At 70.3% G+C, this 23,330-nt stretch carries 19 protein-coding genes, 3 tRNA genes and 1 pseudogene; 12 read left to right on the top strand and 11 right to left on the bottom strand.

Annotated elements, in window-relative coordinates; translation table 11 throughout:
* Nucleotides 1-5: 5 nt before the first annotated feature.
* Nucleotides 6-78, top strand: a tRNA-Thr gene (locus AB8M85_RS16350).
* Between the two features lie 63 nt (nt 79-141).
* On the opposite strand, the gene AB8M85_RS16345 is transcribed toward AB8M85_RS16350, so the two are convergent.
* Nucleotides 142-522 carry a hypothetical protein gene (locus AB8M85_RS16345; RefSeq protein WP_372699898.1) on the bottom strand — a complete coding sequence of 127 codons (381 nt, stop codon included), beginning with the start codon at nt 520-522 and terminating at the stop codon, nt 142-144.
* 183 nt (nt 523-705) lie between these two features.
* Between AB8M85_RS16345 and AB8M85_RS16340 the strand changes: the two genes are divergently transcribed.
* Nucleotides 706-1,029, top strand: a complete 324-nt coding sequence (locus AB8M85_RS16340; RefSeq protein ID WP_372699897.1) for a hypothetical protein — start codon at nt 706-708, stop codon at nt 1,027-1,029.
* Nucleotides 1,030-1,162: 133 nt separating this feature from the next.
* Here AB8M85_RS16340 and AB8M85_RS16335 read toward each other — a convergent pair whose 3' ends face one another.
* The 6 genes from AB8M85_RS16335 to AB8M85_RS16310 all read right to left on the bottom strand — a co-directional run bounded on the left by AB8M85_RS16335 (nt 1,163) and on the right by AB8M85_RS16310 (nt 6,780).
* Nucleotides 1,163-2,008, bottom strand: coding sequence for an aldo/keto reductase (locus AB8M85_RS16335; RefSeq protein ID WP_372699896.1), 846 nt, complete (start codon nt 2,006-2,008; stop codon nt 1,163-1,165).
* Nucleotides 2,009-2,085: 77 nt separating this feature from the next.
* Nucleotides 2,086-2,541, bottom strand: coding sequence for a hypothetical protein (locus AB8M85_RS16330; RefSeq protein WP_372699895.1), 456 nt, complete (start codon nt 2,539-2,541; stop codon nt 2,086-2,088).
* Between the two features lie 2 nt (nt 2,542-2,543).
* Entirely contained in the window at nt 2,544-3,113 is a 570-nt protein-coding gene (locus tag AB8M85_RS16325; RefSeq protein ID WP_372699894.1) for a proteasome activator, read from the bottom strand.
* A 66-nt stretch (nt 3,114-3,179) separates the two neighbouring features.
* Complete coding sequence (locus AB8M85_RS16320) at nt 3,180-3,386, bottom strand: YbdD/YjiX family protein (RefSeq protein ID WP_372699893.1); 207 nt, start codon at nt 3,384-3,386, stop codon at nt 3,180-3,182.
* Nucleotide 3,387: 1 nt separating this feature from the next.
* Nucleotides 3,388-5,643 (bottom strand): carbon starvation CstA family protein, encoded by a 2,256-nt coding sequence (locus tag AB8M85_RS16315; protein WP_372699892.1) that lies wholly within the window; start codon nt 5,641-5,643, stop codon nt 3,388-3,390.
* Nucleotides 5,644-5,766: 123 nt separating this feature from the next.
* Nucleotides 5,767-6,780, bottom strand: a complete 1,014-nt coding sequence (locus AB8M85_RS16310; RefSeq protein WP_372699891.1) for an NAD(P)H-quinone oxidoreductase — start codon at nt 6,778-6,780, stop codon at nt 5,767-5,769.
* 115 nt (nt 6,781-6,895) lie between these two features.
* Here AB8M85_RS16310 and AB8M85_RS16305 point away from each other — a divergent pair.
* Nucleotides 6,896-6,983 (top strand) — tRNA-Ser (locus AB8M85_RS16305).
* Between the two features lie 328 nt (nt 6,984-7,311).
* Here the strand turns inward: AB8M85_RS16305 and AB8M85_RS16300 are convergent.
* Nucleotides 7,312-7,713, bottom strand: a pseudogene (locus AB8M85_RS16300) (GNAT family N-acetyltransferase); the annotation flags it as partial.
* A gap of 127 nt (nt 7,714-7,840) precedes the next feature.
* On the opposite strand from AB8M85_RS16300, the gene AB8M85_RS16295 reads away from it, so the two are divergent.
* The 3 genes from AB8M85_RS16295 (at nt 7,841) to AB8M85_RS16285 (ending at nt 11,923) form a co-directional block, all read left to right on the top strand.
* Nucleotides 7,841-10,429 carry an ExeM/NucH family extracellular endonuclease gene (locus AB8M85_RS16295; protein ID WP_372699890.1) on the top strand — a complete coding sequence of 863 codons (2,589 nt, stop codon included), beginning with the start codon at nt 7,841-7,843 and terminating at the stop codon, nt 10,427-10,429.
* Nucleotides 10,430-10,568: 139 nt separating this feature from the next.
* Nucleotides 10,569-10,925, top strand: coding sequence for a PadR family transcriptional regulator (locus AB8M85_RS16290; protein ID WP_372699889.1), 357 nt, complete (start codon nt 10,569-10,571; stop codon nt 10,923-10,925).
* Between the two features lie 8 nt (nt 10,926-10,933).
* Nucleotides 10,934-11,923 carry a hypothetical protein gene (locus tag AB8M85_RS16285; RefSeq protein WP_372699888.1) on the top strand — a complete coding sequence of 330 codons (990 nt, stop codon included), beginning with the start codon at nt 10,934-10,936 and terminating at the stop codon, nt 11,921-11,923.
* Here AB8M85_RS16285 and AB8M85_RS16280 read toward each other — a convergent pair.
* Complete coding sequence (locus tag AB8M85_RS16280) at nt 11,901-13,910, bottom strand: FAD/NAD(P)-binding protein (RefSeq protein WP_372699887.1); 2,010 nt, start codon at nt 13,908-13,910, stop codon at nt 11,901-11,903. The genes AB8M85_RS16285 and AB8M85_RS16280 overlap by 23 nt on opposite strands.
* A 123-nt stretch (nt 13,911-14,033) precedes the next feature.
* On the opposite strand from AB8M85_RS16280, the gene AB8M85_RS16275 reads away from it, so the two are divergent.
* Both AB8M85_RS16275 and AB8M85_RS16270 read left to right on the top strand, forming a co-directional pair.
* The gene (locus tag AB8M85_RS16275; RefSeq protein WP_372699886.1) at nt 14,034-16,163 is read left to right on the top strand and encodes a prolyl oligopeptidase family protein; all 2,130 of its coding nucleotides are present in this window, start codon (nt 14,034-14,036) and stop codon (nt 16,161-16,163) included.
* Nucleotides 16,164-16,211: 48 nt separating this feature from the next.
* A tRNA-Ser gene (locus tag AB8M85_RS16270) sits at nt 16,212-16,300 on the top strand.
* A 37-nt stretch (nt 16,301-16,337) separates the two neighbouring features.
* Here AB8M85_RS16270 and AB8M85_RS16265 read toward each other — a convergent pair.
* Together AB8M85_RS16265 and AB8M85_RS16260 are read right to left on the bottom strand one after the other, a co-directional pair.
* On the bottom strand, nt 16,338-17,372 hold the full coding sequence (locus tag AB8M85_RS16265) for a hypothetical protein (protein WP_372699885.1): 1,035 nt from the start codon (nt 17,370-17,372) through the stop codon (nt 16,338-16,340).
* Nucleotides 17,373-17,402: 30 nt separating this feature from the next.
* A complete protein-coding gene (locus AB8M85_RS16260; RefSeq protein WP_372699884.1) occupies nt 17,403-19,535 on the bottom strand; it encodes an ATP-dependent DNA helicase RecQ in 2,133 nt (710 codons plus the stop codon).
* Between the two features lie 99 nt (nt 19,536-19,634).
* Here AB8M85_RS16260 and AB8M85_RS16255 point away from each other — a divergent pair, with 99 nt between their 5' ends.
* The 4 genes from AB8M85_RS16255 to AB8M85_RS16240 all read left to right on the top strand — a co-directional run bounded on the left by AB8M85_RS16255 (nt 19,635) and on the right by AB8M85_RS16240 (nt 23,250).
* Nucleotides 19,635-21,050, top strand: a complete 1,416-nt coding sequence (locus AB8M85_RS16255; protein WP_372699883.1) for a phosphomannomutase/phosphoglucomutase — start codon at nt 19,635-19,637, stop codon at nt 21,048-21,050.
* The gene (locus AB8M85_RS16250; RefSeq protein ID WP_372699882.1) at nt 21,047-21,529 is read left to right on the top strand and encodes a hypothetical protein; all 483 of its coding nucleotides are present in this window, start codon (nt 21,047-21,049) and stop codon (nt 21,527-21,529) included. Before AB8M85_RS16255 ends, AB8M85_RS16250 begins: the two co-directional genes overlap by 4 nt.
* Before the next feature lie 16 nt (nt 21,530-21,545).
* Nucleotides 21,546-21,983 (top strand): Rrf2 family transcriptional regulator, encoded by a 438-nt coding sequence (locus AB8M85_RS16245; RefSeq protein ID WP_372699881.1) that lies wholly within the window; start codon nt 21,546-21,548, stop codon nt 21,981-21,983.
* A gap of 85 nt (nt 21,984-22,068) precedes the next feature.
* Complete coding sequence (locus AB8M85_RS16240; protein WP_372699880.1) at nt 22,069-23,250, top strand: globin domain-containing protein; 1,182 nt, start codon at nt 22,069-22,071, stop codon at nt 23,248-23,250.
* Nucleotides 23,251-23,330 lie beyond the last annotated feature (80 nt).

Below are 23,330 nucleotides of genomic sequence, written 5' to 3'. Positions count from 1 at the left end.
GCGTTGCCTCCTTAGCTCAGTTGGTAGAGCGTTTCACTCGTAATGAAAAGGTCGCCAGTTCGATTCTGGCAGGAGGCTCTGAAGAAGACGAAGGCCGCTTCCCCTGCAGGCAGGGGAAGCGGCCTTCTCGCTGTCTGGTCCTCAGGGAAGGCCTGCGCTGAGCAGGTAGGCCCCAAACTTCAGGAGAAACCCGAGGATGCCCGTGGCACCCAGGGCGAGCGCCGCTCCTGAGCGCGCCCTGCAGTTCGGCGTCCGGAGGCCCATGATGCCCGCCACCACCGCAACCAGCTCCAGGACGATGATGACTCCCCAGGCGATGGCCGGAAACATGAAGACATTCTGGTAGTCGCCCCGGGCCGCCGTCTGGGTGACGATCACCGGCGTAAGGAATGAGGTGGCCCAGGTGAACACCACGGCGATCAGGGCCGCGACCAGCGCGACCATTCCGGCCCTCGGCGGTCTCCGATCAGGACGCGAGGACTCCGTCGTCGCTGTTTCCGGGGACATCTCTCGGTTGCTCATCACCAGAGCCTAGCGAATTGCAGTCGCAAGGTCGACGCAGGTGTCAAACAGGTTTCACGCGTCGGGATCCTTCATTGACACGGACCTGCGCGGTCCCGCTGGAAGGGCCAAGCAGAACGGCCCGGCGTTCCAACGCAGCTGCGAGGGTGGCTCGGGAACCCCCGGCCCGGATAGGCTCGCGCCATGACCGAATCGCCAGATCCCTTTGAACCGATATTCTCCGCCACGTGGAGCTGGATCATCGAGCGGCTGGGCAAGTCCAGGGTTCGGGAACTGACCGGCGGCCTCGAACCGAGCGACGGCGCCATCCGCATCGGCTACCCCGCGGCCGTCGAAGCGCAGGGACAGGTCAACTGGCATGTGTGGAATGAGGATGATCCCCGCGAATGGAGCGCCCACGCGCTCGTCGACAGGGCGCTGGGGGAATCTCTGGAAGCCGAGTACCTGCAAGGCCCCATCCCCGAACCCATCGCCCGGGCGGCCTTGGACGCCGAGGACCGCCCGTAACCCCCTCCGGGCGCCGGGTGTCGGCCTGCCGGATGTCGGGAAGGCCGGCCACCACGTCCCCGTGCCCCACGCGAGAGGCCCGTCACCTCATCGGTGGCGGGCCCCTCGGCAGCCGTCCTCGGCGGGCTGCTTGCTACTCGAAGTCGCTCACCGCGGGATCGGCGCCAATGCGTCCTGCATCACCGCGGTCCAGCCCGTTGATGGCGACGATGTCCTCGTCGTCCAGGGTGACGTCCAGGGATTCCCAGTTCTCCACGATCCGCGACGGCGTCTCGGACTTGGGGATCACCACGTTGCCCAACGCCAGGTGCCAGGCGATGACTACCTGGGCGGGGGTCGCCCCGTGCTTCGCGGCGATGTCGGCAAGCACCGGGTTGGACAGCAGGTCAGAGCCCTGGCCCAGTGGGGACCAGGACTGGTGGACGATGCCACGCGCGGCCTCGTACTCGCGCAATTCCCGCTGCGGGAAATACGGGTGGGTCTCGACCTGGTGGATCGCCGGGGCGACGCCCGTGGCCTCCTCGATCTCCCGCAGGGCCTCGATGGTGAAGTTGCAGACGCCGATGGAGCGCACCCGTCCGGTCTTCTGCAGTTCGACGAGCGCCTTCCACGTCTCCACATGCTTGCCCTGTTTCGGCTGCAGCCAATGGATGAGGAACAGGTCCAGTGTGTCCAGGCCGAGGCGCTCCAGGGAAGCGTCGAAGGCGTCGAGCGTCTGCTGGTGGCCCTGGTCGGAGTTCCAGACCTTGGTGGTGATGAACAGGTCGGCGGGATCAATACCGGAGGAGGCGATGGCGCGCCCGACACCGGCCTCGTTGCCGTAGATTCGTGCCGTGTCGATGTGGCGGTAGCCGGCCTCGAAGGCCAGTCCCACGACCTTTTCCGCGACGTCGTCCTTAACCTTCCACACGCCGTAGCCGAGCTGCGGGATGGTGTTGCCGTCGTTGAAGGTGGTCACTGGTGATTCGTAGCTGGTCATCCGCCCATCCTGCCACCGGAATCGGGGCGCCCGGGACACGGCGGGACCTGCTCCGCGCTGGGCGAACGCGGGCAGGTTCAGCCGAGCCGAGCCAGGGACTGCTCGGCGGCCCGGACGCCGTCGACCACCAGGTCGGCGCGGAAGGCCACGTTCTCCAGGCCGGCCGAGTTGTAGCCCCACCGCTCCCCGTCGAGGCGGGCCATCGCTGCGGCTTGGGCAGCGGCGGCGAGGTCATTGGCCGCCTTCGACAAGGCGCGGTGGACGTCGGCGTGGGAGCCGGGGATATCCGTCCCTGCACTCGGCCGCTGCCGGTGGGCCCCGGCGCACACGGCGCGCACGCGCGGTTCCAGGTCGGCCAGGTGGTTGGCGATCATCACCAGCGCGTTGTAGAGATCGTCGTCGTTGATGCCCTCCAGGACCTGGTGGAAGCGGTCCAGTCCCCGGGTGAAGCGGTCGTGGGCGCGGCGCCAGACCCCGTCGCCGAGTTCCCGGTCGTCGCGGCGGGCACCGCGGATGCGTGAGACCCAGCCCATGTTCAGAGGTACTGTCCCGGTCCGCCGTCGGCATCGCCGCGCGCCTGGGCGCCGCCCTCCGCCTGCCCGGTGCCGACGCGTTCGGGTTCACCGTGTTCGTTGATGACGATGCCCGGGGCCACCTCGGTGCCGGGCGGCAGCTCGCGCAGTTGGATGCGCTGGGCGAGCTGTTGGCTGGCCAGCTGCTGGGCCGCAAGTGCGGTCTGGATGCCGTGGAAGACACCTTCGAGCCAGCCGACCAGCTGGGCCTGGGCGATGCGCAGTTCCGCGTCGGAGGGGGTCTTGCCCTCGGTGAAGGGCAGCCGGATGCGGTGTAGTTCGCCGGCCAGCTCGGGCGAGAGCCCATCCTCCAGCTCGACCACGGAGCGCTCGTGGATATCGGCCAGGGTGGCCCGGGCCTCGGCGTCGAGCGGCGCGGCCTTCACCTCGTCGAGCAGTTGCTTGATCATCGAGCCGATGCGCATGACCTTGGCCGGTTCATCGACGAGCCCCTTGACCGTGAAGGCCTCGGGCGTGCTCGCCGCGTCACTGGCCCCGGGGTTCTGGGGGTGCTGCTGCCCGTGATCGCTCATGCCACCATCTTGCCATGGAGGGCGGCGGTGCGGTCCCGGAGGTCGGGTCCGCACCGCCGTCGTCCATCAGCAGCAGCGCCCTTGCGGGTTGCGTTCCTCCCAGTCGTATTTGTCCTTCCAGAACTGGCGTTCGGACATCGGATCGCACCCTGGGTGCGTGGCGGCATGGTGGTCGAGGTAGCGGCGATACGCGTCGGCGCCCATCATGCCCTCGAGGTACCAGCGCACCGTGCCCAGGCTCCGGCGGACGGCGGGGAACAGCGCGGTGGCCATGTCAGTGCCCGCCGCCCAGGGTTGCGCGGTGTTCGGCCGGGACCTCGTTCCAGCGTGCCTGCAGGTCCTTCTCCGCAGGGCTGGAGATAATGCCCGAGGGGGCGTAGATCCGCGATTCGACGCGCGGGTCCTCGGTGTCCACCGATGCCGCCGGGTTCCGGTGGGCGCGGATCGTGGCGATCACTGCGGTGATCATGACGATGATCGACAGGACCACGAACACGATGGACAGGGTGCCCTGGACACCGGTGTTGCGCACCACTGCCTCCATGGCCTCCACGCTGTGCGCGTTCCCGAAGCTCTCCTTGCCCTGGGCCAGCGCCTCCTGGTAGGCGTTGTGCTGCGCCCAGTAGCCGACCTTCGCGACCGGGGAGAAGATCTTCTCCCACGAGGCCCAGATGGTGATGACGGCGGTGAATGCCAGCGGCACTGCCACGATCCACAGGTAGCGGAAGTTGCCGCGCTTGGCGACGATGGCCAGCACGACGGCCAGGGCGATGGCCGCCAGCAGCTGGTTGGCGATGCCGAAGAGCGGGAAGAAGGTGTTGATCCCGCCCAGCGGGTCGGTCACCCCGAGAATGAGGATGTATCCCCAACCCGCCACCATGATCGCGGTACACAGCCAGGCGCCGGGGCGCCAGGAGGTGTCCTTGAACTTCGGGATGAAGTTGCCGATGGTGTCCTGCAGCATGAACCGGGCCACGCGCGTTCCGGCATCGACGGCCGTGAGGATGAACAGCGCCTCGAACATGATGGCGAAGTGGTACCAGAAGCCCATCATCGCGGTGCCACCGAACCACTGGTGCATGATGTGGGCGATGCCCACGGCCAGGGTCGGTGCGCCGCCGGTGCGCGAGACGATGTTTTCCTCGCCGACGTTGGCCGCCAGGTCGGTGAGCATGTTGGGCGTCAGGTGCACGCCGGTCAGGCCCAGGCTGTTGACGAACGCGACGGCGGACTCGACGGTGCCGCCGGTGGCCGCCGAGGAGGCGTTCATGGCGAAGTAGACGCCTCGGTCGATCGAGATCGCCGCGACCAGGGCCATGATGGCTACGAAGGACTCCATCAGCATGCCGCCGTAGCCCAGGAAGCGGGTCTGCTTCTCCTTCTCGACCATTTTCGGCGTTGTGCCCGAGGAGATCAGCGCATGGAAGCCCGAGAGCGCGCCGCAGGCGATCGTCACGAAGAGGAACGGGAACAGCGACCCGGCGACCACGGGGCCGTCGGCGCGGCCGGCGAACTCGGAGAACGCGGGAACCGAAATGGTCGGGCGCACGATGATGATCGCGACCGCCAGCAGGCCGATGACGCCGATCTTCATGAACGTGGAGAGGTAGTCGCGCGGGGCCAGCAGCAACCAGACCGGCAGGATCGCGGCGATGAAGCCGTAGACGATGATCGACCAGGCGATGACAGGGCGGTCCAGGTGGAACAGGGCCGAGCCGAGGTCGGATTCGGCGACCCACCGGCCGGAGATGATGGCGAACATCAGCAGGACGAAGCCGATGATCGAGATCTCCAGGACCTTGCCGGGGCGAATGAAGCGCAGGTAGCAGCCCATGAACAGGGCGATCGGGATGGTCAGCGCCACCGAATAAACGCCCCAGGCGGACTCGCCGAGGGCGTTGACCACGACGAGGGCGAGGATGGCCACGATGATGATCATGATCGCCAGGGTGGCGATGAGGGCGGCGGTGCCACCGATCAGGCCGAGTTCCTCGCGGGCCATCTGGCCCAGCGAGCGTCCGCCGCGGCGCATGGAGAAGAACAACACGAGGTAGTCCTGCACGGCCCCGGCGAACACGACGCCGACGATGATCCAGATGGTCCCGGGCAGGTAGCCCATCTGGGCGGCCAGGATGGGGCCCACCAGCGGGCCGGCACCGGCGATGGCCGCGAAGTGGTGGCCGAAGAGCACCCGGCGGTCGGTGGGCATGAAGTCCCGGCCGTTGGAGTTGTACTCGGCCGGGGTGGCCCGGGAGTCGTCGGGCCGGGCGATCTTGTTCTCGATGTACTTCGCGTAGAAGCGGTAGAACACCAGGTACGTGCAGACGGCTGCGAAGACGAACCAGATGGCGTTGATGGTCTCGCCGCGGGAGATCGCCAGCACGGACCAGGCGACGGCGCCCAGCAGCGAGATGGCGGCCCAGAGCCCGATCTTGCCCGGGGTCCAGCGGCGTTCCTCCGCCTGCGCGACCTCGGGGTCGACCGCGCTGGGCGGCAGCTCCTGCGCCGGGATGGACGGTTGCTCATTCATATGGGTTGCCCCTACTTTCTCCAAGGATGCGACGCGGGCGGCCGTGGCATCTTCCCTGCGTGTCCGTCCTCCGCCTCACAGGTTATCCCGTGGGCGCCGGCACCTCGTGGAGGCCCGCGCAGGTCAGGTGGTCAGCAGGATCTTGCCGCGGTGTTCGCCCGAGTCGAAGTGTTCGTGGGCCCGCGCTGCCTGGTCAAGGGGAAAGGTCTTCTCCACGACCGGGCGGACCGTCCCGGATTCGACCAGCGGCCACACCCCGGTGCGGACCCCCTCGACCACACGGCCCTTGGCCTCGACGTCGCGGGCGCGCAGGGTCGTGCCGATGACCCGCAGCCGCCGGGTCATCAGCTTGGCCAGGTTCAGCTCGGCCTTCGCCCCGCCCTGCAGGGCGATGACGACGAGGCGTCCGTCCTTGGCCAGCACGTCCACGTTCCGGTCCAGGTACTTCGCCCCCATGATGTCCAGGACGACATCGGCCCCGTGCCCGTCGCTGAGCTGGTGCGTCCGCTCGACGAAGTCCTCGTCGCGGTAGTTGATCCCCTCGAGGGCGCCGAAGCCGCGGCAGTACTCGATCTTCGCGGCGCTGCCCGCGGTGACGACCACCTTCGCCCCGCGGGCGGTGGCCAGCTGGGTGGCCATGGTGCCGATGCCGCCGGCCCCGCCATGGACCAGCAGCCATTCCCCCTCGGCCAGATCGGCCTCCATGAACAGGTTCGACCAGACGGTGCAGGCGACTTCGGGCAGCCCGGCCGCCTCGACCAGGCCGACCCCGGCCGGCACGGGAAGGACCTGCGGTGCGGGTACGGCGACGTAGTCGGCGTATCCGCCGCCGGCGAGCAGGGCACATACTTCGGTGCCGTCGTCGTACCCGGTGACGCCGGGGCCGGAGGCGGCGATGGTGCCGGAGACCTCGAGGCCCGGGAGGTCGGAGGCGCCGGGCGGCGGCGGGTAGTTCCCCATGCGCTGGCTGACGTCGGCCCGGTTGATCCCCGCGGCGGCGACGCGGATGAGGACCTCGCCCTCGCCGGGAACCGGGAGGGGGCGCTCCACGACGCGGATGACGTCGGGGCCGCCCGAGCCGTCGTATTCCACGGCGCGCTTCGTTGCGGGCAGGGTACTGGAGGTGGTTGGGCTCATGGTCGGGGTCCCTTCGCTGGGCTTCTCGGTGTCCTGGGGGCTTCTCGGTGTCCTGGCCCGACCCTACCGCGCCGTTTTCCGCGCCGCCTGCCCCTCACGTATAGTTCTGGTGTCTGGAAGGTTGTCCGAGCGGCCTAAGGAGCTGGTCTTGAAAACCAGTGTGCGGCAACCCCGCACCAAGGGTTCAAATCCCTTACCTTCCGCGTTGATACAGGGAAGCCGACCCCAAGGGGTCGGCTTCCCTGCTGCGTTTAAGAGCGGCCGACGGCGTCCTCCCCTGGGGAAGAGGCCGGGGCAGAGCCGGCGCAGGAGCGTCCCCCGCAGGCCGGTGGTATCCGTCTGCCAGAAGGCCCCCGGGTAGACCAGGGCGCCACTGATCGGCCCGGTGCGGGCGGCGCCGGTGTCGTGGACCATGAAGGCCGCATCGGGAATGCGCACGGAGGGTTTCGTGTAGCCGGCAGGCCCCGCCGGGATGAAGCCCAGCCGGGGATAGAACGCCGGCTCGCCCTCCAGGAACACGAGCGGACAGCCTGCCCGCCGGGCTTCGGCGAGCGCGGCGCGGACGAGGTCCTGGCCGATGCCGTGGCCCTGCCAGGCGGGGTCGACGGCCAGCGGCGACAGGACCAGGACGTGGTGCAGTTGCTCGAGCCCGTCGACGTAGGCCCGGGTCATGCCGATGTGTCCGACGATGGTTCCGGGGGTTTCGAGGGCTGCGGAAACCTCGGCCACGAGCTCGAATCCGCGGTCGGCGTCCCACCAGGCGCGCAGCACGTGGACCAGGTCCGCGACGGCGCGGCCCTCGGCTGCGCCGAATGCCGCGTCGACAACTGCTGAAATGACCGCCTGTTCGGAGGCCACCGGGTGCCTGATCCGCCATCCGGTGCCGGTGCCGGTGCGTCCGGCGGCTTGGGTGTCCGGAGGTCCTGGTGCCATGGGCCGATGCTAGCGGGGCGGGGGCTTTCCGTCACCCGGGGTCTACCCAAGTGTCACCCGCACCTGTTTCACTGGTGGGCATCACTCCGCGGTTCAACGACGAACCACCATCAGAGAGGGAACCATCGTGAGCACATCACGTACCCGGGCCGGGCTCTGCCTAGCCGCCTGTACCACCCTGGTCGCCAGCACGGTAGGGGCGGTGCCTGCCCTGGCAGCGCCCGGCGAGGCGACAGCAGCCGGGGGCACCGGCGTCGTCATCAACGAGGCCTACCTGTCCGGCGGCAGCGCCAATGCCGTCTACCAGGACAAGTTCATCGAGCTCTACAACGGATCCGACGCGCCGGTGTCGCTGGCGGGGTGGACGCTGCAGTACCGCTCCAGCACCGGGACCGGGGCCACCAACACCTCGGTCGGGCTTTCGGGCACCGTGCCCGCCCACGGCTACTTCCTGGTCGGCGGCGGGAGCAACGGCGCCACGGGCGCCGAACTGCCGACCCCCGACCTGGCGACCTCGTTCAACCCGAGCGGGACCAAGGGCACGATCGTGCTCTCCAGCCAGGGCGAGCGGCTGGACCTGCCCACCGGGTCCGTTACCGGCAACCCGCAGGTCGCCGACCTGCTGGGCTACGGCTCCTCCAATACCTTCGAAACCGCTGCCGCGACGGCACCGTCCAGCAACTCGGACCCGAAGTCGCTCGAGCGTACCGACCACGCCGACACGGACGACAATGCCGCGGACTTCCATCTCAACGAGGCCCCGTCCCCGACGGCCTCCGGCGGGACGGCACCTGACCCGGGCACGGACCCGGATCCCGTGGACCCGGTCAACGTGTCCATCGCCGAGATCCAGGGCACCGGCGACAGCACGCCGCTGGACGGCCAATCGGTCACCACCCGCGGCGTGGTCACCGCCGCCTACCCGACCGGTGGCTACGACGGCTACTACCTCCAGACCCCGGGCACCGGCGGCGATGCCGGGTCGGCCGCCTCCGACGGGCTGTTCGTCTACTCCCCCGACACGGTCAACGAGGTCTCCGTCGGCGACTACGTGGAGGTCACCGGGACGGCCGGGGAATTCTACGGGCTGACCCAGGTCAGCGTCCGGGCCAACGGGGCCACCGTGCTCACCGAACCGGCCGAGGCCGTCAAGCCGCTGACCGTTGCCTGGCCGGCGGCCGACGACGAACGCGAAGCCTATGAGGGCATGCTCTGGGACCCGTCCGGGACGTGGACGCTGGCGGACAACTACGCGCTGAACGGCTACGGCGAGCTGGGTCTGGCCTTCGGCACCTCGACGCTGGTTCCCGGCGCGACGACCCTGCCCCAACCCACCGATGTGGCACCTGCCGGATCGGACCGCGCGGCCGCCGTCGAAGCGGAGAACCTGGCCCGGTCCGTCATCCTGGACGACGGGTCGACGGCCAACTACCTGGGCGCCGACGTGAACAAGGACATCCCGCTGCCGTACCTGGCCGCCGGGACCCAGGTCCGCGTCGGGGCGCCGGTGGACTTCATCGGCAACGTCATCCTCGACTACCGGCACGACGCCTGGCGCTTCGAGCCGCTGACCCGGCTGACCGGCGCGAACACCACCGACCAGCCCGCCGCCTTCGGCGCCACGCGCACCGCAGCGCCCGAAGACGTCGGAGGCGACGTCCGGATCGCCACGTTCAACGTGCTGAACTACTTCACCACCACCGGGGACCAGCTCTCCGGCTGCTCGTTCTACACCGACCGCGACGGCAATCCGATCACCGTGCGCAGCGGCTGCGATGCCCGGGGCGCGGCGAACGCCGAGAACCTGGAACGCCAGCAGGCCAAAATCGTCGCCGCCATCAACGGCTTGGACGCCGATGTGGTCTCGCTCGAGGAGATCGAGAACTCGGCGGCGTTCGGCAAGGACCGAGACACTGCCCTGGCCGCCCTGGTCGCCGCGCTGAACCGTGCGGTCCCGAAGCCGGGCAAGGGCCCTGGCAAGGGCCCTGGCAAGGGACCGCAGACCTGGCGCTACATCCCGACCCCGGATGCGGTCCCCGCCGACGAGGACGTCATCCGCACCGCCTTCATCTACCGCAAGGCGGCGGTGAAGCCGGTCGGGTCGTCGGTCATCCTGGACGACGAGGCCTTCTCGAACGCGCGTCCGCCGCTGGCCCAGGCGTTCACCCGCGCCCGGGGGCCGAAGCATGACCGCTTCGTGGCGATCGTGAACCACTTCAAGTCCAAGGGTTCCGACCCCGCAGACGGTTCCGGCAATGCGGACCGCGGCGACGGACAAGGCGCCTGGAACGAGGCCCGCGTGGCCCAGGCCGGCGCCCTGGTCGACTTCGCCGAGACGATGAAGCGCGCGGCAGGCACCGCCAAGGTCGTGCTGACCGGCGACTTCAACTCCTACACCCAGGAGGACCCGATGCAGGTGCTCTACGCCGCCGGCTACACCGACCTCGGCTCGAAGACCGGCAAGCAGTCCTACCTCTTTGCCGGCCGCACCGGGTCGCTGGACCACGTGCTGGTCTCCGACGCCGCTGCGCAGGCCGTGACCGGGCAGGACATCTGGGACATCAACGCGGACGAGCCGATCGCCTTGGAATACAGCCGGTACAACTACAACGTCACCGACTTCTACGCACCCGATCCGTACCGGGCCTCGGACCATGACCCGCTGGTCGTCGGGCTGGAGCTCGACGGCCCGGGCCACGGGAAGGGCCGGCACTAGGAACCGGCCGCACGAGCAGGGGCCGGCGCCCGACACGACCCACGTGTCCGGGCGCCGGCCCTCGTCGTGTCGGCGGCGGACGGGGAACTCCATGGGGTGCCATTGACGGTAGTGTGCGAGACACACTACCGTTTCAGCCATGAGCGACGATGAGGTCCTGGCCGGACACCTGCAGGAGCTGCGCCGCGGCACCGTGGTGGTGGCCTGCCTGGCCACCCTGACCACCCCGGGGTACGGGTATGCGCTGCTCGATACCCTCGGCCGGGCCGGACTCGCCGTGGATGCCAACACGTTGTATCCGCTGTTGCGGCGGCTGGAAAAGCAGGGCCTGCTCGAAGCGCAGTGGAACACCGAGGAATCCCGGCCCCGCAAGTTCTACCGGACCAGCCGCGCCGGAACCGAACTGCTGGAGCAGATGCTTCTCGAATGGCAGTCCCTCCACGACTCCATCACCGCCCTGCGTGGCGGCACCCCCGCATCTCCGACCGAACACTAGGAACCATCATGGCCACCCTCTCCGAACGCTATGTCGCAGCCGTCTCGCGCCGCGTCCCGGCCGCCCAGCGCGCCGATGTCGAGCTCGAGGTCGCGGCCGCCGTGGACGATCTGGTCACCGCCCGCCGCGAGGACGGCAGCGAACCCGCAGTTGCCGAACGCGAGGCCCTCCTCGAGCTCGGCGACCCGGTCCGCCTGGCCGCCGGGTATTCAGGTCGGCAGTTGCAGCTGATCGGCCCCGGGCTCTACCCGGACTACGTCCGCCTGCTGGCCATCCTGCTGGGAACGATCGTGCCGGTGGTGACGATCGCCGTCTTCCTGGGGACGCTGTTCTTCAACGGGGACCCGGGCGAGACCGCGTCCGCCACGGTCCTGACCGCGCTCTCCACCACGGGCCATGTGCTTTTCTGGACGACGGGGGCCTTCGCCCTGGTCGAACGCGCCGGAACCACGAGGAGCCCAGTGGACTGGAGCCCGGAGATGCTGCGCGACCTGCCGCAGCAGGGGCCCGCCCGGCTCGGGGACACCGCGGCCTCCATCGTCCTGCTGGTTGGAACGGCGGCCTACCTCGTCTGGCAGCACTTCCGTTCCCCGATCCACGATGCCGAGGGCAGCGCGGTGCCGCTGCTGGACCCGGCCCTGTGGGCGTTCTGGCTGCCGTACCTGATCGTGGTGCTCCTGGCCGGAGCCACCCTGGAGTGGCTGCGCTACCGTGCGCGCGGCTGGACGTGGGCGTTTTTCACCGCCAAGGCCGTCATCGACCTGGCCTTCGCCGTCCCGGTCATCGTCCTGGCCGCTTCGGGGTCCCTGTTCAACCCGGCCTTCACCTCGGCCGTGGACTGGTGGCCCGAGGCCGGTGGGCCGGTAGCGGTCATCGTCCTGGCCTGCACCGCCGGCGTCTTGCTGTGGGACATCGCCGACGCGGCCCGCAAGACGCCGCGGGACCAGCGGGCCCTGCGTGACCTGCGCGCCGGCGTCAGTCCAGCGCGGCCATCCTGAGCAGTTCCGTGGCCACGGCGTCCGCATCGCCCAGGGTGCGGGCGCCGTCGTGCCATCCCGCGCCGGCCTCCGCGGCGATCGCCGTGCCCCACTGGACGCTGGAGAGCTGCAGCCCGAGCACGAAGACCCCGCGGTGCGGCACCCCGCCGCCATCGACGAGCCGGTAGGGTTCCCCGACCACGTCGAACCCCGAACCGTGGACCTGCTCGCCCTCCGCGGTGCGCATGGGGCGCGGCCGGGCCAGGCCCTCGGCCTGCAGCTGCTCCAGCAGGGGCGATGCGGTCTGCGCCACCCGGTTGGCGGGCATCATCGCCTCGAACATGTGGCGCGCGGTGACCGGCTCGTCCTGCACCCAGGGCGAGGACGCCGCGAAGTACCCGGCCTCCTCGTCGAGTGAGAACACCGGGTCCGGCCCGATGAACTGCACGACGCCGGCACGCGCCAGGGCCACGAGTTCCTCGATGCGCTGCAGCGGCGGACCGCTCGCCAGGCCCTCCACCAGGGGCTCGAACCAGCGGCCGAGCTCCTCCAGCCGGCTCGCGTCGTCGAGCAGGCCCTCGGCCACGAAGCGCTTGACGATGCCGCGGCCGGCATTCAACGCGCCGATCGCCATCTTCAACGGGTCGTCCTCCCCGCGCGCCGACGAGGCGGCGTCGGCCTCCAGGTACTCCAGCACCGCCGCCTGGTAGGCGTCGTGGCCGACGAAGCCGCGGTCGGCGAACGGGTGGCCCAGCCCCGGGACGTCGAGCCAGGCGGCCCCGGGGGCGGCGCGTTGGACCAGTTCCCGGGCGACCGTCCGCCAGACCTCCTGGCCGTGGACGTGTGGGGCATCGAGTACGTCGTCCAGCTCCGTGAGGAACCCGGCCGGGTCGTCGAACAGTCCCGGGTCCACCCGGACCAGCGTCGCGTAGTAGGTCCGCAGCACGTCGCGGTGCAGCAGCGGCCAGATGTGGGCGTTGAAGCCGACCTTGCCGCTGGGTTCGCCGGGCGCACCGTCGGCGGCGAGCTCGTGGACCGCGTCGAAGCCCAGGTGGCGCAACGACACCGACAGCGGCAGGTAGGTGTCGATGCACGGCTTCGCCCGGTACGGCGCACCGCGGCGGGAGGCTGCGTGCAGCCGGGGCTCGCGTCCGCTGGGCCGGTACTCCAGCGCGCGTCCGGGGCCGGCGCCGGTGCCCTCGAAGCGGCCACCCCGGCCCACCGTCAGCGCGGTCATGGCGTCGAAGAAGTTCAGCCCCAGTCCGCGCACCAGCACCGGCTCGCCTGCGGGGTAGGCGCCCCAGTCGACGTCGGCCGGCACGTTGGGCCCCTGGTAGTGCAGTCCGACGGCGGTGGCCCGCTCCCCCGCGGCCCGCTGCTGCGGATTCGCCTGCGCCGGGACGTGCCCGACGGCGAGCACCACGGCCTCGGCCACGAGTTCGCGCGGGCCTTCCTGCGCGGTCCCGTCTGATGCGGTTCCGGCGAGGACCAGCCGGTAGCCGTTGGCCTCGCGGTGCAGGGCAACCACCTCGTCGCGGACCACCCGGAACGAGGCGACGGCCGGATGGGAGGCGAGTTGGTCCCGGACCTGCGCGAAGACATGACGCAGGTAGGCCCCGTAGAGGGCCCGGCCCGGGAAGCCCTCGGACGGCAGGGCCGCCAGTTCCGCCCGTTCGACGTCGTCCAGGTCGGCGCCGTCGCCGCCGGAGGTCCGGAACTGCTCGAACGTGAGCCCGGCCCCGCCGCCGGGCCCCCGGGCCGGGGCGACCGTGGGGAACAGCGCCGGGGTGTTCATCAGGTAATAGCGCGGCTGCCCGGGCGCCCAGACGTGGCCGGGACCGGGCTCGCAGGGGTCCACCACCGTGATGTCCAGGGGCCGGCTCGCCTGCACCGCGTCGGCGTCCGCGGCGGCAGCGTGTTCGTCGAGCCGGGCCAGCAACCGTTCCAGGGCCGAGGTCCCCCGAGGGCCGGCACCGACGACCACGACGCCGAAAGGGGTTGCTGCCATCTGTGCTCCTTCGCGTTCGCTGTGCGGGATCCGCCCCGAGGCCCCGCCGATCCGCAGGCTGCCCGGGCTTCCCAGCGTACCGCCCGGCACGGGACCGGCACGGCCGGCTCGTAGACTGTGCCCATGGACAGCACCGCGGACGCCCCACCGGCCCTTCCAGACACTGCCGAACCGCACGACCCCTGGCTCTGGCTGGAGGACATCCACGGCCAGCAGGCCCTGGACTGGGTCAGGGGCCGCAATGCCGAGACCGAGGCGATGCTGCACGACGACGGCTACCGGGCCCTGGAATCCTCGCTGCTGGAGGTCCTCGACGCGGACGACCGCATCCCGATGCCCACCAAGCACGGCGCCTTCTACTACAACTTCTGGCGCGATGCCGGCCATCCCAAGGGCCTGTGGCGACGCACGAGCTGGGAGTCCTACCGCTCGGACTCCCCCGACTGGGAGGTCCTGCTCGATGTCGATGCGCTCGCTGCGGCCGAGGGGACCGATTGGGTCTTCGCCGGCGCCCAGCTGCTGCGCCCGGACGACGGCGCTCCCTACCGGCGCGCGGTGGTGCGCCTGTCCCCCGACGGCGGGGACGCGGTCGAGGTGCGCGAATTCGACCTGGAAACCGCCGGCTTCGTGCCCGGCGGGTTCAGGCTGCCGGCCGGCAAGACCCGCGTCGCCTGGGACGGCCCCGATGCCTGGTACGTGGCCACCGGGTTCGGCGAGGGGTCGCTGACCCGCTCCGGCTACCCGCGCACCGTCCGCCGGATCGAGCGCGGCACCGACCCGGCAGCGGCACCGGAGGTCTTTGCCGTCGATCCCTCGCACGTGTTGGCCCAGGTTTCCGTCGACCAGACCCCCGGGTACCGGCACGTCACCGCCACCGACGTCATCGACTTCTTCAATACCCGCACCTCGCTGCTGCGCGAGGGACGCTGGGTTCCGGTCGAGGTCCCCACCCACGTGCGGGTCGACGTCCACCGCCAGTGGCTGCTGTTCCGGCCCCAGCAGGATTGGGAAAGCGAAGGGCGCACCGTCCCGGCCGGTTCACTGGCCGTGGCACCGGTCGACGCGTTCCTCGCCGGAGACCACACGCCGACCCCGGTCTTCACCCCGGATCCGGCCACCTCGCTGCAGTCCGCCTCCTTCACCGCCGACCACCTGCTGCTGACCGTGCTGCACCACGTCTCCTCGCGCGTCCTGGTGGCCGACCCCGCCGCTGGATGGCAGCTGCGTCCACTGGAGATCGACGGCGGCGCGCACCTGGACCTGTCGGTGGGCGCGGTCGACGAGGACGACCCGGAGACGGCGAACGACTACTGGCTCGTTGCCAGCGGCTTCCTGACCCCGCCGACCCTCTCCCGGGGCACCCTCGGTGCCGGCGCGCCGGTCGAGGTCAAGTCCTCGCCCGCACGCTTCGATGCCACCGGCCTGGAGGTCCAGCAGCATTTCGCCACCAGCGCTGACGGGACACGGGTTCCCTATTTCCAGGTCGGCCCCGTGGATCTGGCGCACGACGGCGGCAATCCGGTGCTCATGAATGGCTACGGTGGCTTCGAAACCAGCATGACGCCGTCGTACTCCGGGGTGGTGGGCCGGGCCTGGCTGCGCCGGGAACCTCGTCCGCACCGCGAGGGCGTCTACGTGCTGGCCAACATCCGCGGCGGGGGCGAATACGGGCCCGCGTGGCACCGTGCCGCCCTGCGGGCGGAGCGGCCACGTGCCTACGAGGACTTCGCCGCGATCGCCCGCGACCTGGTGGCCCGCGGTCTCACCCGTCCCGAACACCTGGCCGCCACCGGCCGCAGCAACGGCGGCCTGCTGGTGGGGAACATGCTCACGCGGTACCCGGAACTGTTCGGCGCGATCTCCTGCGGTGTGCCGCTGCTGGACATGCGCCGCTACACACGCCTGTCCGCCGGGCATTCCTGGATCGCCGAATACGGGGACCCGGACCGGCCGGAGGACTGGGAGTTCATCCGCGGGTTTTCGCCCTACCACCTGCTCGACGACACCCTTGCCGCCGGTACCCGCTTCCCGCAGGCGCTGATCTGGAGCGCCACGAGCGATGACCGCGTGGGCCCGGTCCAGGCACGCAAGATGGCGGCGAAGATGCTCACCGCCGGTGTCCCGGGCATCTGGTACCGCGAGTCGTTGGAGGGCGGCCACGCGGGGGCCTCGGACAACCGGCAGAGCGCCGAGATGCTGGCGACCAGCTACGAGTTCCTCTGGCGCGCGGTGGTCGGCGAGGCGCGCTTTTGAAATTCGGGGGCAGTTATCGGTAGTCTTGGGGGGCTGCATTGCAGCGCTGGAGACGTGCCAGAGCGGCCGAATGGACTTCACTGCTAATGAAGGGTCGGGGTTAAACTCGACCGGGGGTTCAAATCCCCCCGTCTCCGCTGAAAAACCCCTAGCCCGCTAGGGGTTTTTTTGTGCCTACTTCTGGCCGAAAGCGGTCAGCAGCTGCTCGACCATGTCCACGGGCAGGCCCGTGTGGCGGTGCACGATCTCGGCGGCGCGTCCCACTTCCCCGGAGCGCATGAAGCCCAGGAACCGGCCCTTGTCCTCGCCGGGCAGGTCGCTGGCGCTGAACTGCACGTGCCCCTGCGGCCCGTCACCCTCGAAGCTGAAGTCGGAGATGTTGTCGCCCATCGACGCCGGATCGCCGTCCACCGGCGCCGTCTCGAGCAGCTGCTGGATGGAATCGCGTTCCAGCCCGGAGAACTTGGCCAACAGGTCCGCCGCCCCGTCGAGGTCGTGGTCGCGCAGCAGCGACTGGAATTGGTCGAACTCAGCTGGCGGCAGCTCGTCGGTGCCGAATTCGCGCACCTCGCCGTCCTGCTCGGCCGAGATCCGGAAGTTCGAGGTCTTGCGGCTCGCACCGCTGCCGAACTTCTCCGCCCACTCGTCGGGAATGGTGAACTCCCCGCCCGGATCCTGCAGGTCGCCGGACACCGCTGCCGGATCCCCGCCGGAGGCGGCGGGTGCCTGGCCTGCGGCGGGTGCGGGTGCCTGGCGGTCGCTGGGGGTTTCGCCGGCGGTCTGGCCGTCGTTCCGCGCCGGGCCGTGCCCGTCCGCCGGCTCGTCCGCCGACGCTGCCTGCGCCGTCGCCTCCCCTCTCGGCGTCGGGCCGTCCTCCGGCGTCCCGGCGTCCGCGTCGGCGATCGTCTGCGGGTCCCGGTAGACCTGTGGGTGGGCCTCGAGACTGCGCACGGCGATGATGCTGGCCTTGACGCCGTCACCGGTAGCCGCGCGGTATTCCTGCACCGCCCCCATGAAGTTCCCCTGGGCCAGGTGCCGGTAGACGGCGCGGTGCGCCTCGGCCCCAAGCTGTCCTGCGGCGCGGCGGGCCGACTCGGGTCCGGTGGCCGCATTCACCTCGGCGCTGGTCTTGCGGCGCAGCCGCGTCAGCAGCCACCAGCCCAGGGCGATGAGCAGCAGGGGAACCAGGACCCACAACAACGTCTCCATGGTCCAAGTCTAGGGCGTGGGCCGGCCCCGTCAGCCGGAAACGGCCAGGACGAAGGGCAGGACCGCGTTGGCCCCGGCGTCGTGCAGTACCCGGGTGGCCTCGGTCATGGTCCACCGGCTGTCCACATAGTCGTCGACCAGCAGGACCGGCCCCTGCAGGGCCGCCAATTGCGCCGCCAGATCGGGGCCGACGGCGAGCTGGTCCCAGACGGCGGCGAGGCGGAACGCACTGTTGCCGCCCGATCCCCCGCGCGGTCCGCCATGGGGGTAGTCAAGGGTCCCCAGGTAGGGCAGCTGGCCGATCCGGGCGATACCGGCGGCAAACGACCCGACCAGCTGGGGCCGGGTGCGCGAGGGCATGCCGACCACTGCCGCGGGCCGCTCGGCCCAGTCCCATTCCGACAGCACCTGCACGCAGGCGCGCAGCATCGCGTCCTCGATGAGCGCGTCGACGACCTGTTCGGCCGAGGCCGCCAGCAGGGTCCGCAGGCGGGCTCCCCAGCCCAGGTCGGTCAGCCGGGCCAGGGCCCGGCCCGGACGCGCCTGGTCCGCCGGTTTGATCTTGCCCTTGAGCGGGACGCCGAGCCGGTCCATGCCGCCGGGCCACATGGCGCGCGGCTCGAGCTGCACCCCGACCCGGCCCAGTGCCGCCTGGGACCGGTCTCGGGCCTGGTCGCCGATGGCGTCGCTGTACCAGGGGCCGGCGCAGTTGTCGCAGCGCCCGCAGGGCGCGGCGGCCGGGTCGTCAAGCTCCCGCGAGAGGAACTCCATGCGGCATCCGGCGGTGGTTTCGTAGTCGAGCATCGAATTCTGCTCGTCCACCCGGGCAGCGGCCACCCGGGCATAGCGTTCGGCGTCGTAGGCCCAGGGTTCGCGGGTGCGCACCCAGCCGCCGCCGACGCGTTCGACGGCGCCGTCGACTGCCAGGACCTTGAGCAGCAGCTCCAACGGGGAGCGGCGCAGGTTCACCCGGGCCTCGAGCGCCGGGACGGATACGGCGCCACCGGCAGCCTCGAGTTCGGACAGGACCGCACGGGCCCGTTCCTCGTCCGGCATCGAGGAGGTGGCGAAGTACCGCCAGATCTCGCGGTCCTCCGGCCCGGGCAGCAGCAGCACGTCGGCGTTGTCGGTGCCGCGGCCGGCACGGCCAACCTGCTGGTAATAGGCCACCGGCGAGCTGGGCGCCCCAACGTGGACGACGAACCCGAGGTCTGGCTTGTCGAAGCCCATGCCCAGGGCGCTGGTGGCGATGAGCGCCTTGACCTGGTTGTCCTTCAGCGCCTGCTCGGAGGCCGCCCGTTCCTCCGGATCCGTGCGCCCGGTATAGGAGCGCACATCGTGCCCGGCCTCGCGCAGCAGCCGGGAGATGTCCTCGGCAGCCGAGACGGTCAACGTGTAGATGATGCCGCTGCCGGGCAACTCGTCCAGGTGGGTCAGCAGCCAGGCCAGCTGCAGGCGCGGGCTGGGCAGGCGCAGCACGCCCAGCCGCAGCGACTTGCGCGCCAGGGCGCCGCGCAGGGTGAAGACCTCCCCGCCGCCGACGGCCAGTTGTTCCTGCACGTCATGCACGACCCGTTCGTTCGCCGTGGCCGTGGTGGCCAGCACCGGGACGTTGCCCGGCAGCGCGCCGATCAGGTCCCGGATGCGGCGGTAGTCGGGCCGGAAGTCGTGGCCCCAGTCGGAAATGCAGTGCGCCTCGTCGATGACCAGCAGACCCATGCGGGCCACCAGGTCCGGCAGCTGCTGCTCGCGGAAAGCCGGGTTGTTCAGCCGTTCCGGCGAGACCAGCAGCACGTCCACCTTGTCGGCGTCGAGCTTGGCGGTGATCTCCCGCCACTGCACGGCGTTGGCCGAGTTGATGGCCTCGGCACGCACCCCGGCCCGTGCCGCGGCGGCGACCTGGTCGCGCATCAGCGCCAGCAACGGGGAGACGATCAGCGTCGGTCCGGCACCACGGGCCCGCAGCAGCAGGGACGCCACGAAGTAGACGGCCGACTTTCCCCAGCCGGTGCGCTGGACCACCAGGGCCCGGCGTCCGCCGTCGACCAGCGCCTCGATCGCCTCGAACTGCCCCTCGTGGAACTGTGCGTCCGGGCGCCCGACGAGCCGGCGCAGCACCTCGGTGGCGTCGTCGTGCAATTGCCTGTTCCGCGTTTCAACCATGCCCCCAGTATTCCAGCGCCCACCCACGGGTGGACACCGGCGCCCGGCCCCCTGTGGATTCATCGCGTACGCAAGGGACTACCGGCTATGCTCGAACGCGTGAACGACGCGATTGATCTCTCCCAGTCCTTTAAGGCCTATGACGTGCGCGGCATCGTCGGCGAAACCATCACCGAGGAGGCCGTCGAGGCGGTCGGCGCGGCTTTCGTGGACGTGTTGGGCCTGGCCGGGAAGCGCGTCCTGGTCGGCGGGGACATGCGCCCCTCCTCCCCTGCCTTCTCCGCGGCGTTCGCGCGCGGCGCCTCCTACCGCGGAGCCGACGTCTCGCTCCTCGGGCTGATCTCCACCGACGAGCTCTACTTCGCCTGCGGCAATTTCGGCGCCGCCGGCGTCGTATTCACCGCCAGCCACAACCCCGCCCAGTACAACGGCATGAAGATGGCCAAGGCCGGCGCCGTCCCGGTCTCCTCGGACACCGGACTGTACGAGATCCGCGACCTGGCCCAGACCTACCTCGTCGAGGGCCTGCCGGTCTCCGGCGACGCTCCCGAGGGCGCCATCGACACGCTCGACGTGCTGGCCGACTACGCCGCCTACCTGCGCTCGCTGGTGGACCTGTCCGGCATCCGGCCGCTGAAGGTCGTCGTCGACGCGGCCAACGGCATGGCGGGCATGACCACCCCGGCGGTCCTGGGCGACACCCTGCTGCCGGGGCTGCCGCTGGACATCGTGCCGCTGTACTTCGACCTGGACGGCACCTTCCCCAACCACCCGGCCAACCCGTTGGAGCCGGCGAACCTGAAGGACCTGCAGGCCGCCGTCGTCGAGCACGGGGCCGACATCGGCCTGGCCTTCGACGGTGATGCCGACCGCTGCTTCGTCATCGACCAGGCGGGCGCCCCGGTCTCCCCCTCGGCCATCACCGCCCTGGTGGCCCGCCGTGAGATCGCGCGCGCCCGGGCCGCCGGCGAGGACACCCCGGTCATCATCCACAACCTGATCACCTCCCGTGCCGTCCCGGAACTGGTGGAGCACGACGGCGGCCGCCCGGTGGTCACGCGCGTGGGCCACTCCTTCATCAAGGCCGTCATGGCAGCCGAGGGCGCGGTCTTCGGCGGGGAGCACAGCGCCCACTACTACTTCCGCGACTTCTTCAACGCCGACACCGGCATGCTCGCGGCCATGCACGTGCTGGCCGCCCTCGGCTCCCAGGACCTGCCCCTGGGTGAACTCGCCGCGGAGTACGAACCGTACTTCTCCTCCGGAGAGATCAATTCCGAGGTCGCCGACAAGGACGGCGCCGTCGCTAGGGTGCTGCAGGAGTTTTCGACGCAGGACACCGTGGTCGGTACGCTGGATGGGACCACGGTGAGCGCGACGGACGGATCCTTCTGGTTCAACCTGCGTCCGTCCAACACCGAACCCTTCCTGCGCTACAACGGGGAAGCGGTCGACACCCAGACCATGGAACGCGTCCGAGACGCCGTCCTCACCACCGTCAGGAGCCAAGCATGAGCGAGAACCCCCCGGAGAACCGGCTGGCCGAACTCGGCGACGCAGCCCACCAGGACCTGAACAAGGTCCTCGGCACCGCCTTGGGCGTGGCCCGTGAACAGCTCGAGACCCAGGGCGTCTTCCTGCCCTTCGCGATCGGCCTCGAGCCCGACGCCGAAGAGGACGGCGAGCTGCGCCTGCTGGCCGTCCAGCCGCCCGAAAACGAGGAGGACCCGGAGGCGGACATCGACGCCGAGGCGATGATGGAGGACCTCGTGACCCTGCTGGCCGGCCAGCGCGAACAGTTCACCGCCGTCGCCCTGGTCTCCGACGTCACCTTGATGCAAGAGGACCGGGACGCCGTCCACGTCCTGGCCGAACACAGCCTCGGCGGTGCCGTCGCCGTCGTGCAGCCCTACACCCCGCCGGCCGCGGAGGGCGGGGACTGGACGTTCGAGGACCCCGCACCCGAGCCGGGCGAACTGCAGATCTGGGCCTGATGCCTGCCCTGCGGCGATGAGGATCAACGCCTTCCCGGATGTCTGCCTGCGGATTCTCATGCTCCTGGCCGCCCGCCCGGAGCAGCAGCTGACCAGCCGGGACATCGCCGCGGCCATCGGCATCCCCTACAACCAGGTCAGCAAGGCGGTGCTGCGGTTGGGGCAGCTGGGCCATGTCGACGTCCAGCGCGGCCGCACCGGCGGCGTGCGCATCAGCACCGCCGGCCTGGATGCGCGGCCCGGGTCGATCCTGCGCTCCCTGGACGAGCAACCCGACGTCGTCGACTGCACCCGGGAGGACGGAACCAGCTGCCCGCTGATCGCCGGTTGCCGGCTGCGCACCGCCTTCGGCCGGGCCCGCGAGGCGTTCTACGGCGAACTGGACGCCACCACCATCCGCGAACTCGCCGCGTCCCCGACTCTGGCCCGGCTGCCGCTGCCGCGGATCCCGTAGCGATTTGCACCCGAGTTCTACGCCGTGTAGAACTAAAGCATAATACTTGCCGATCAGGGGCAAGTAATCGACTCCAGGAGATCCGATGCTCTCAGAAACATCCCGCCCCGTCATCGAAGCCACCCTGCCCGTCATCGGCGAGCGGATCGGCGAGATCACCAAGAAGTTCTACGCGGGCATGTTCGCCGCCCGGCCGGAACTGCTCGACGGGTTGTTCAGCCGGGCGAACCAGCAGAACGGGGCCCAGCAGAAGGCCCTCGCCGGCAGCATCGCCGCCTTCGCCACCCACCTGGTCCAGCACCCCGAGTCGCTTCCCGAATCGGTGCTCTCGCGCATCGCCCACAAGCACACGTCGCTGGGCATCCAGCCGGAGCAGTACCAGATCGTCTTCGAGCACCTCTTCGCCGCGATCGCCGAGGACCTGGGCGAGGCAGCCACCGACGAGGTCGTCGCCGCCTGGAGCGAGGTGTACTGGCTGATGGCCGATGCGCTGGTGAAGATCGAGAAGGGCCTCTACGCGGAGCAGGCCAACGACCGCATCTACGCCCCGTGGCGGTTGACCAGCCGCGAGTCCGTGGGCACCGACTGCGTCACCTTCCGCTTCGCCCCGGTCGACGACACCGCCGTCACCGTCGCCAAGCCGGGCCAGTTCGTGAGCATCCGCCTGCCCTTGGCCGACGGGCTGCGCCAGGTCCGCCAGTACTCGCTCTCGGACGCCGTCTCCTCCACCACCGAGCGCGTGCTGACCACCAAGCTCGACACCGGAGGCGAGGTCTCCCCGTTCATGCACGCCACCCTGGAGGTCGGGGACATCGTCGAGCTGTCAAACCCCTATGGCGACATCACCCTGGACATGGAAGGCGGCCCGATCATCATCGCCACCGCCGGAATCGGCTGCACCCCCAGCGCCTCGGCCCTGCAGTCCCTGGCCGAGCTCGAGTCCGAGCGCCAGGTCCTGGTGCTCCACGCCGAGCAGCGCGAGGACAACTGGGCCCTAAAGGAGCAGATGCGCTCCGCGGTGGACCAGCTGCCCAACGCCGAGCTGAAGCTCTGGCTCGAGGACGTGAGCACCAAGTCGGAGGACACCGCCGCCGCCGAGGGCTTCATGGACCTCACCGGCGTCGAGCTGCCCGCCGACGCGCGCATGTACCTGTGCGGGCCGCTGCCGTTCATGCGGGCCGTGCGCAGCCAGGCGATTGCCGCGGGCATCCCGGCGACCAACATCCACTACGAGGTCTTCGGTCCCGATCTCTGGCTGGCTGCCTGACCCCACAGACTGCGGAGGACGACGGCGGGGCGCACTGGGGAGGCGCGGCACCGGGGGAACTCCGCACCATGGGCGGCCCG

The organism is Arthrobacter sp. JSM 101049, assembly GCF_041679245.1.
In the GTDB taxonomy this organism is placed as follows: domain Bacteria; phylum Actinomycetota; class Actinomycetes; order Actinomycetales; family Micrococcaceae; genus Arthrobacter_H.
Note: the sequence above shows the minus strand (reverse complement) of the source record. Positions and strands in the feature narration are given on the sequence as shown.

Coding starts and splice junctions, on each gene's coding strand:
- AB8M85_RS16345 (WP_372699898.1), bottom strand. CDS start 522: ATGAGCAACCGAGAGATGTCCCCGGAAACAGCGACGACGGAGTCCTCG.
- AB8M85_RS16340 (WP_372699897.1), top strand. CDS start 706: ATGACCGAATCGCCAGATCCCTTTGAACCGATATTCTCCGCCACGTGG.
- AB8M85_RS16335 (WP_372699896.1), bottom strand. CDS start 2,008: ATGACCAGCTACGAATCACCAGTGACCACCTTCAACGACGGCAACACC.
- AB8M85_RS16330 (WP_372699895.1), bottom strand. CDS start 2,541: ATGGGCTGGGTCTCACGCATCCGCGGTGCCCGCCGCGACGACCGGGAA.
- AB8M85_RS16325 (WP_372699894.1), bottom strand. CDS start 3,113: ATGAGCGATCACGGGCAGCAGCACCCCCAGAACCCCGGGGCCAGTGAC.
- AB8M85_RS16320 (WP_372699893.1), bottom strand. CDS start 3,386: ATGGCCACCGCGCTGTTCCCCGCCGTCCGCCGGAGCCTGGGCACGGTG.
- AB8M85_RS16315 (WP_372699892.1), bottom strand. CDS start 5,643: ATGAATGAGCAACCGTCCATCCCGGCGCAGGAGCTGCCGCCCAGCGCG.
- AB8M85_RS16310 (WP_372699891.1), bottom strand. CDS start 6,780: ATGAGCCCAACCACCTCCAGTACCCTGCCCGCAACGAAGCGCGCCGTG.
- AB8M85_RS16290 (WP_372699889.1), top strand. CDS start 10,569: ATGAGCGACGATGAGGTCCTGGCCGGACACCTGCAGGAGCTGCGCCGC.
- AB8M85_RS16285 (WP_372699888.1), top strand. CDS start 10,934: ATGGCCACCCTCTCCGAACGCTATGTCGCAGCCGTCTCGCGCCGCGTC.
- AB8M85_RS16280 (WP_372699887.1), bottom strand. CDS start 13,910: ATGGCAGCAACCCCTTTCGGCGTCGTGGTCGTCGGTGCCGGCCCTCGG.
- AB8M85_RS16275 (WP_372699886.1), top strand. CDS start 14,034: ATGGACAGCACCGCGGACGCCCCACCGGCCCTTCCAGACACTGCCGAA.
- AB8M85_RS16265 (WP_372699885.1), bottom strand. CDS start 17,372: ATGGAGACGTTGTTGTGGGTCCTGGTTCCCCTGCTGCTCATCGCCCTG.
- AB8M85_RS16260 (WP_372699884.1), bottom strand. CDS start 19,535: ATGGTTGAAACGCGGAACAGGCAATTGCACGACGACGCCACCGAGGTG.
- AB8M85_RS16250 (WP_372699882.1), top strand. CDS start 21,047: ATGAGCGAGAACCCCCCGGAGAACCGGCTGGCCGAACTCGGCGACGCA.
- AB8M85_RS16245 (WP_372699881.1), top strand. CDS start 21,546: ATGAGGATCAACGCCTTCCCGGATGTCTGCCTGCGGATTCTCATGCTC.
- AB8M85_RS16240 (WP_372699880.1), top strand. CDS start 22,069: ATGCTCTCAGAAACATCCCGCCCCGTCATCGAAGCCACCCTGCCCGTC.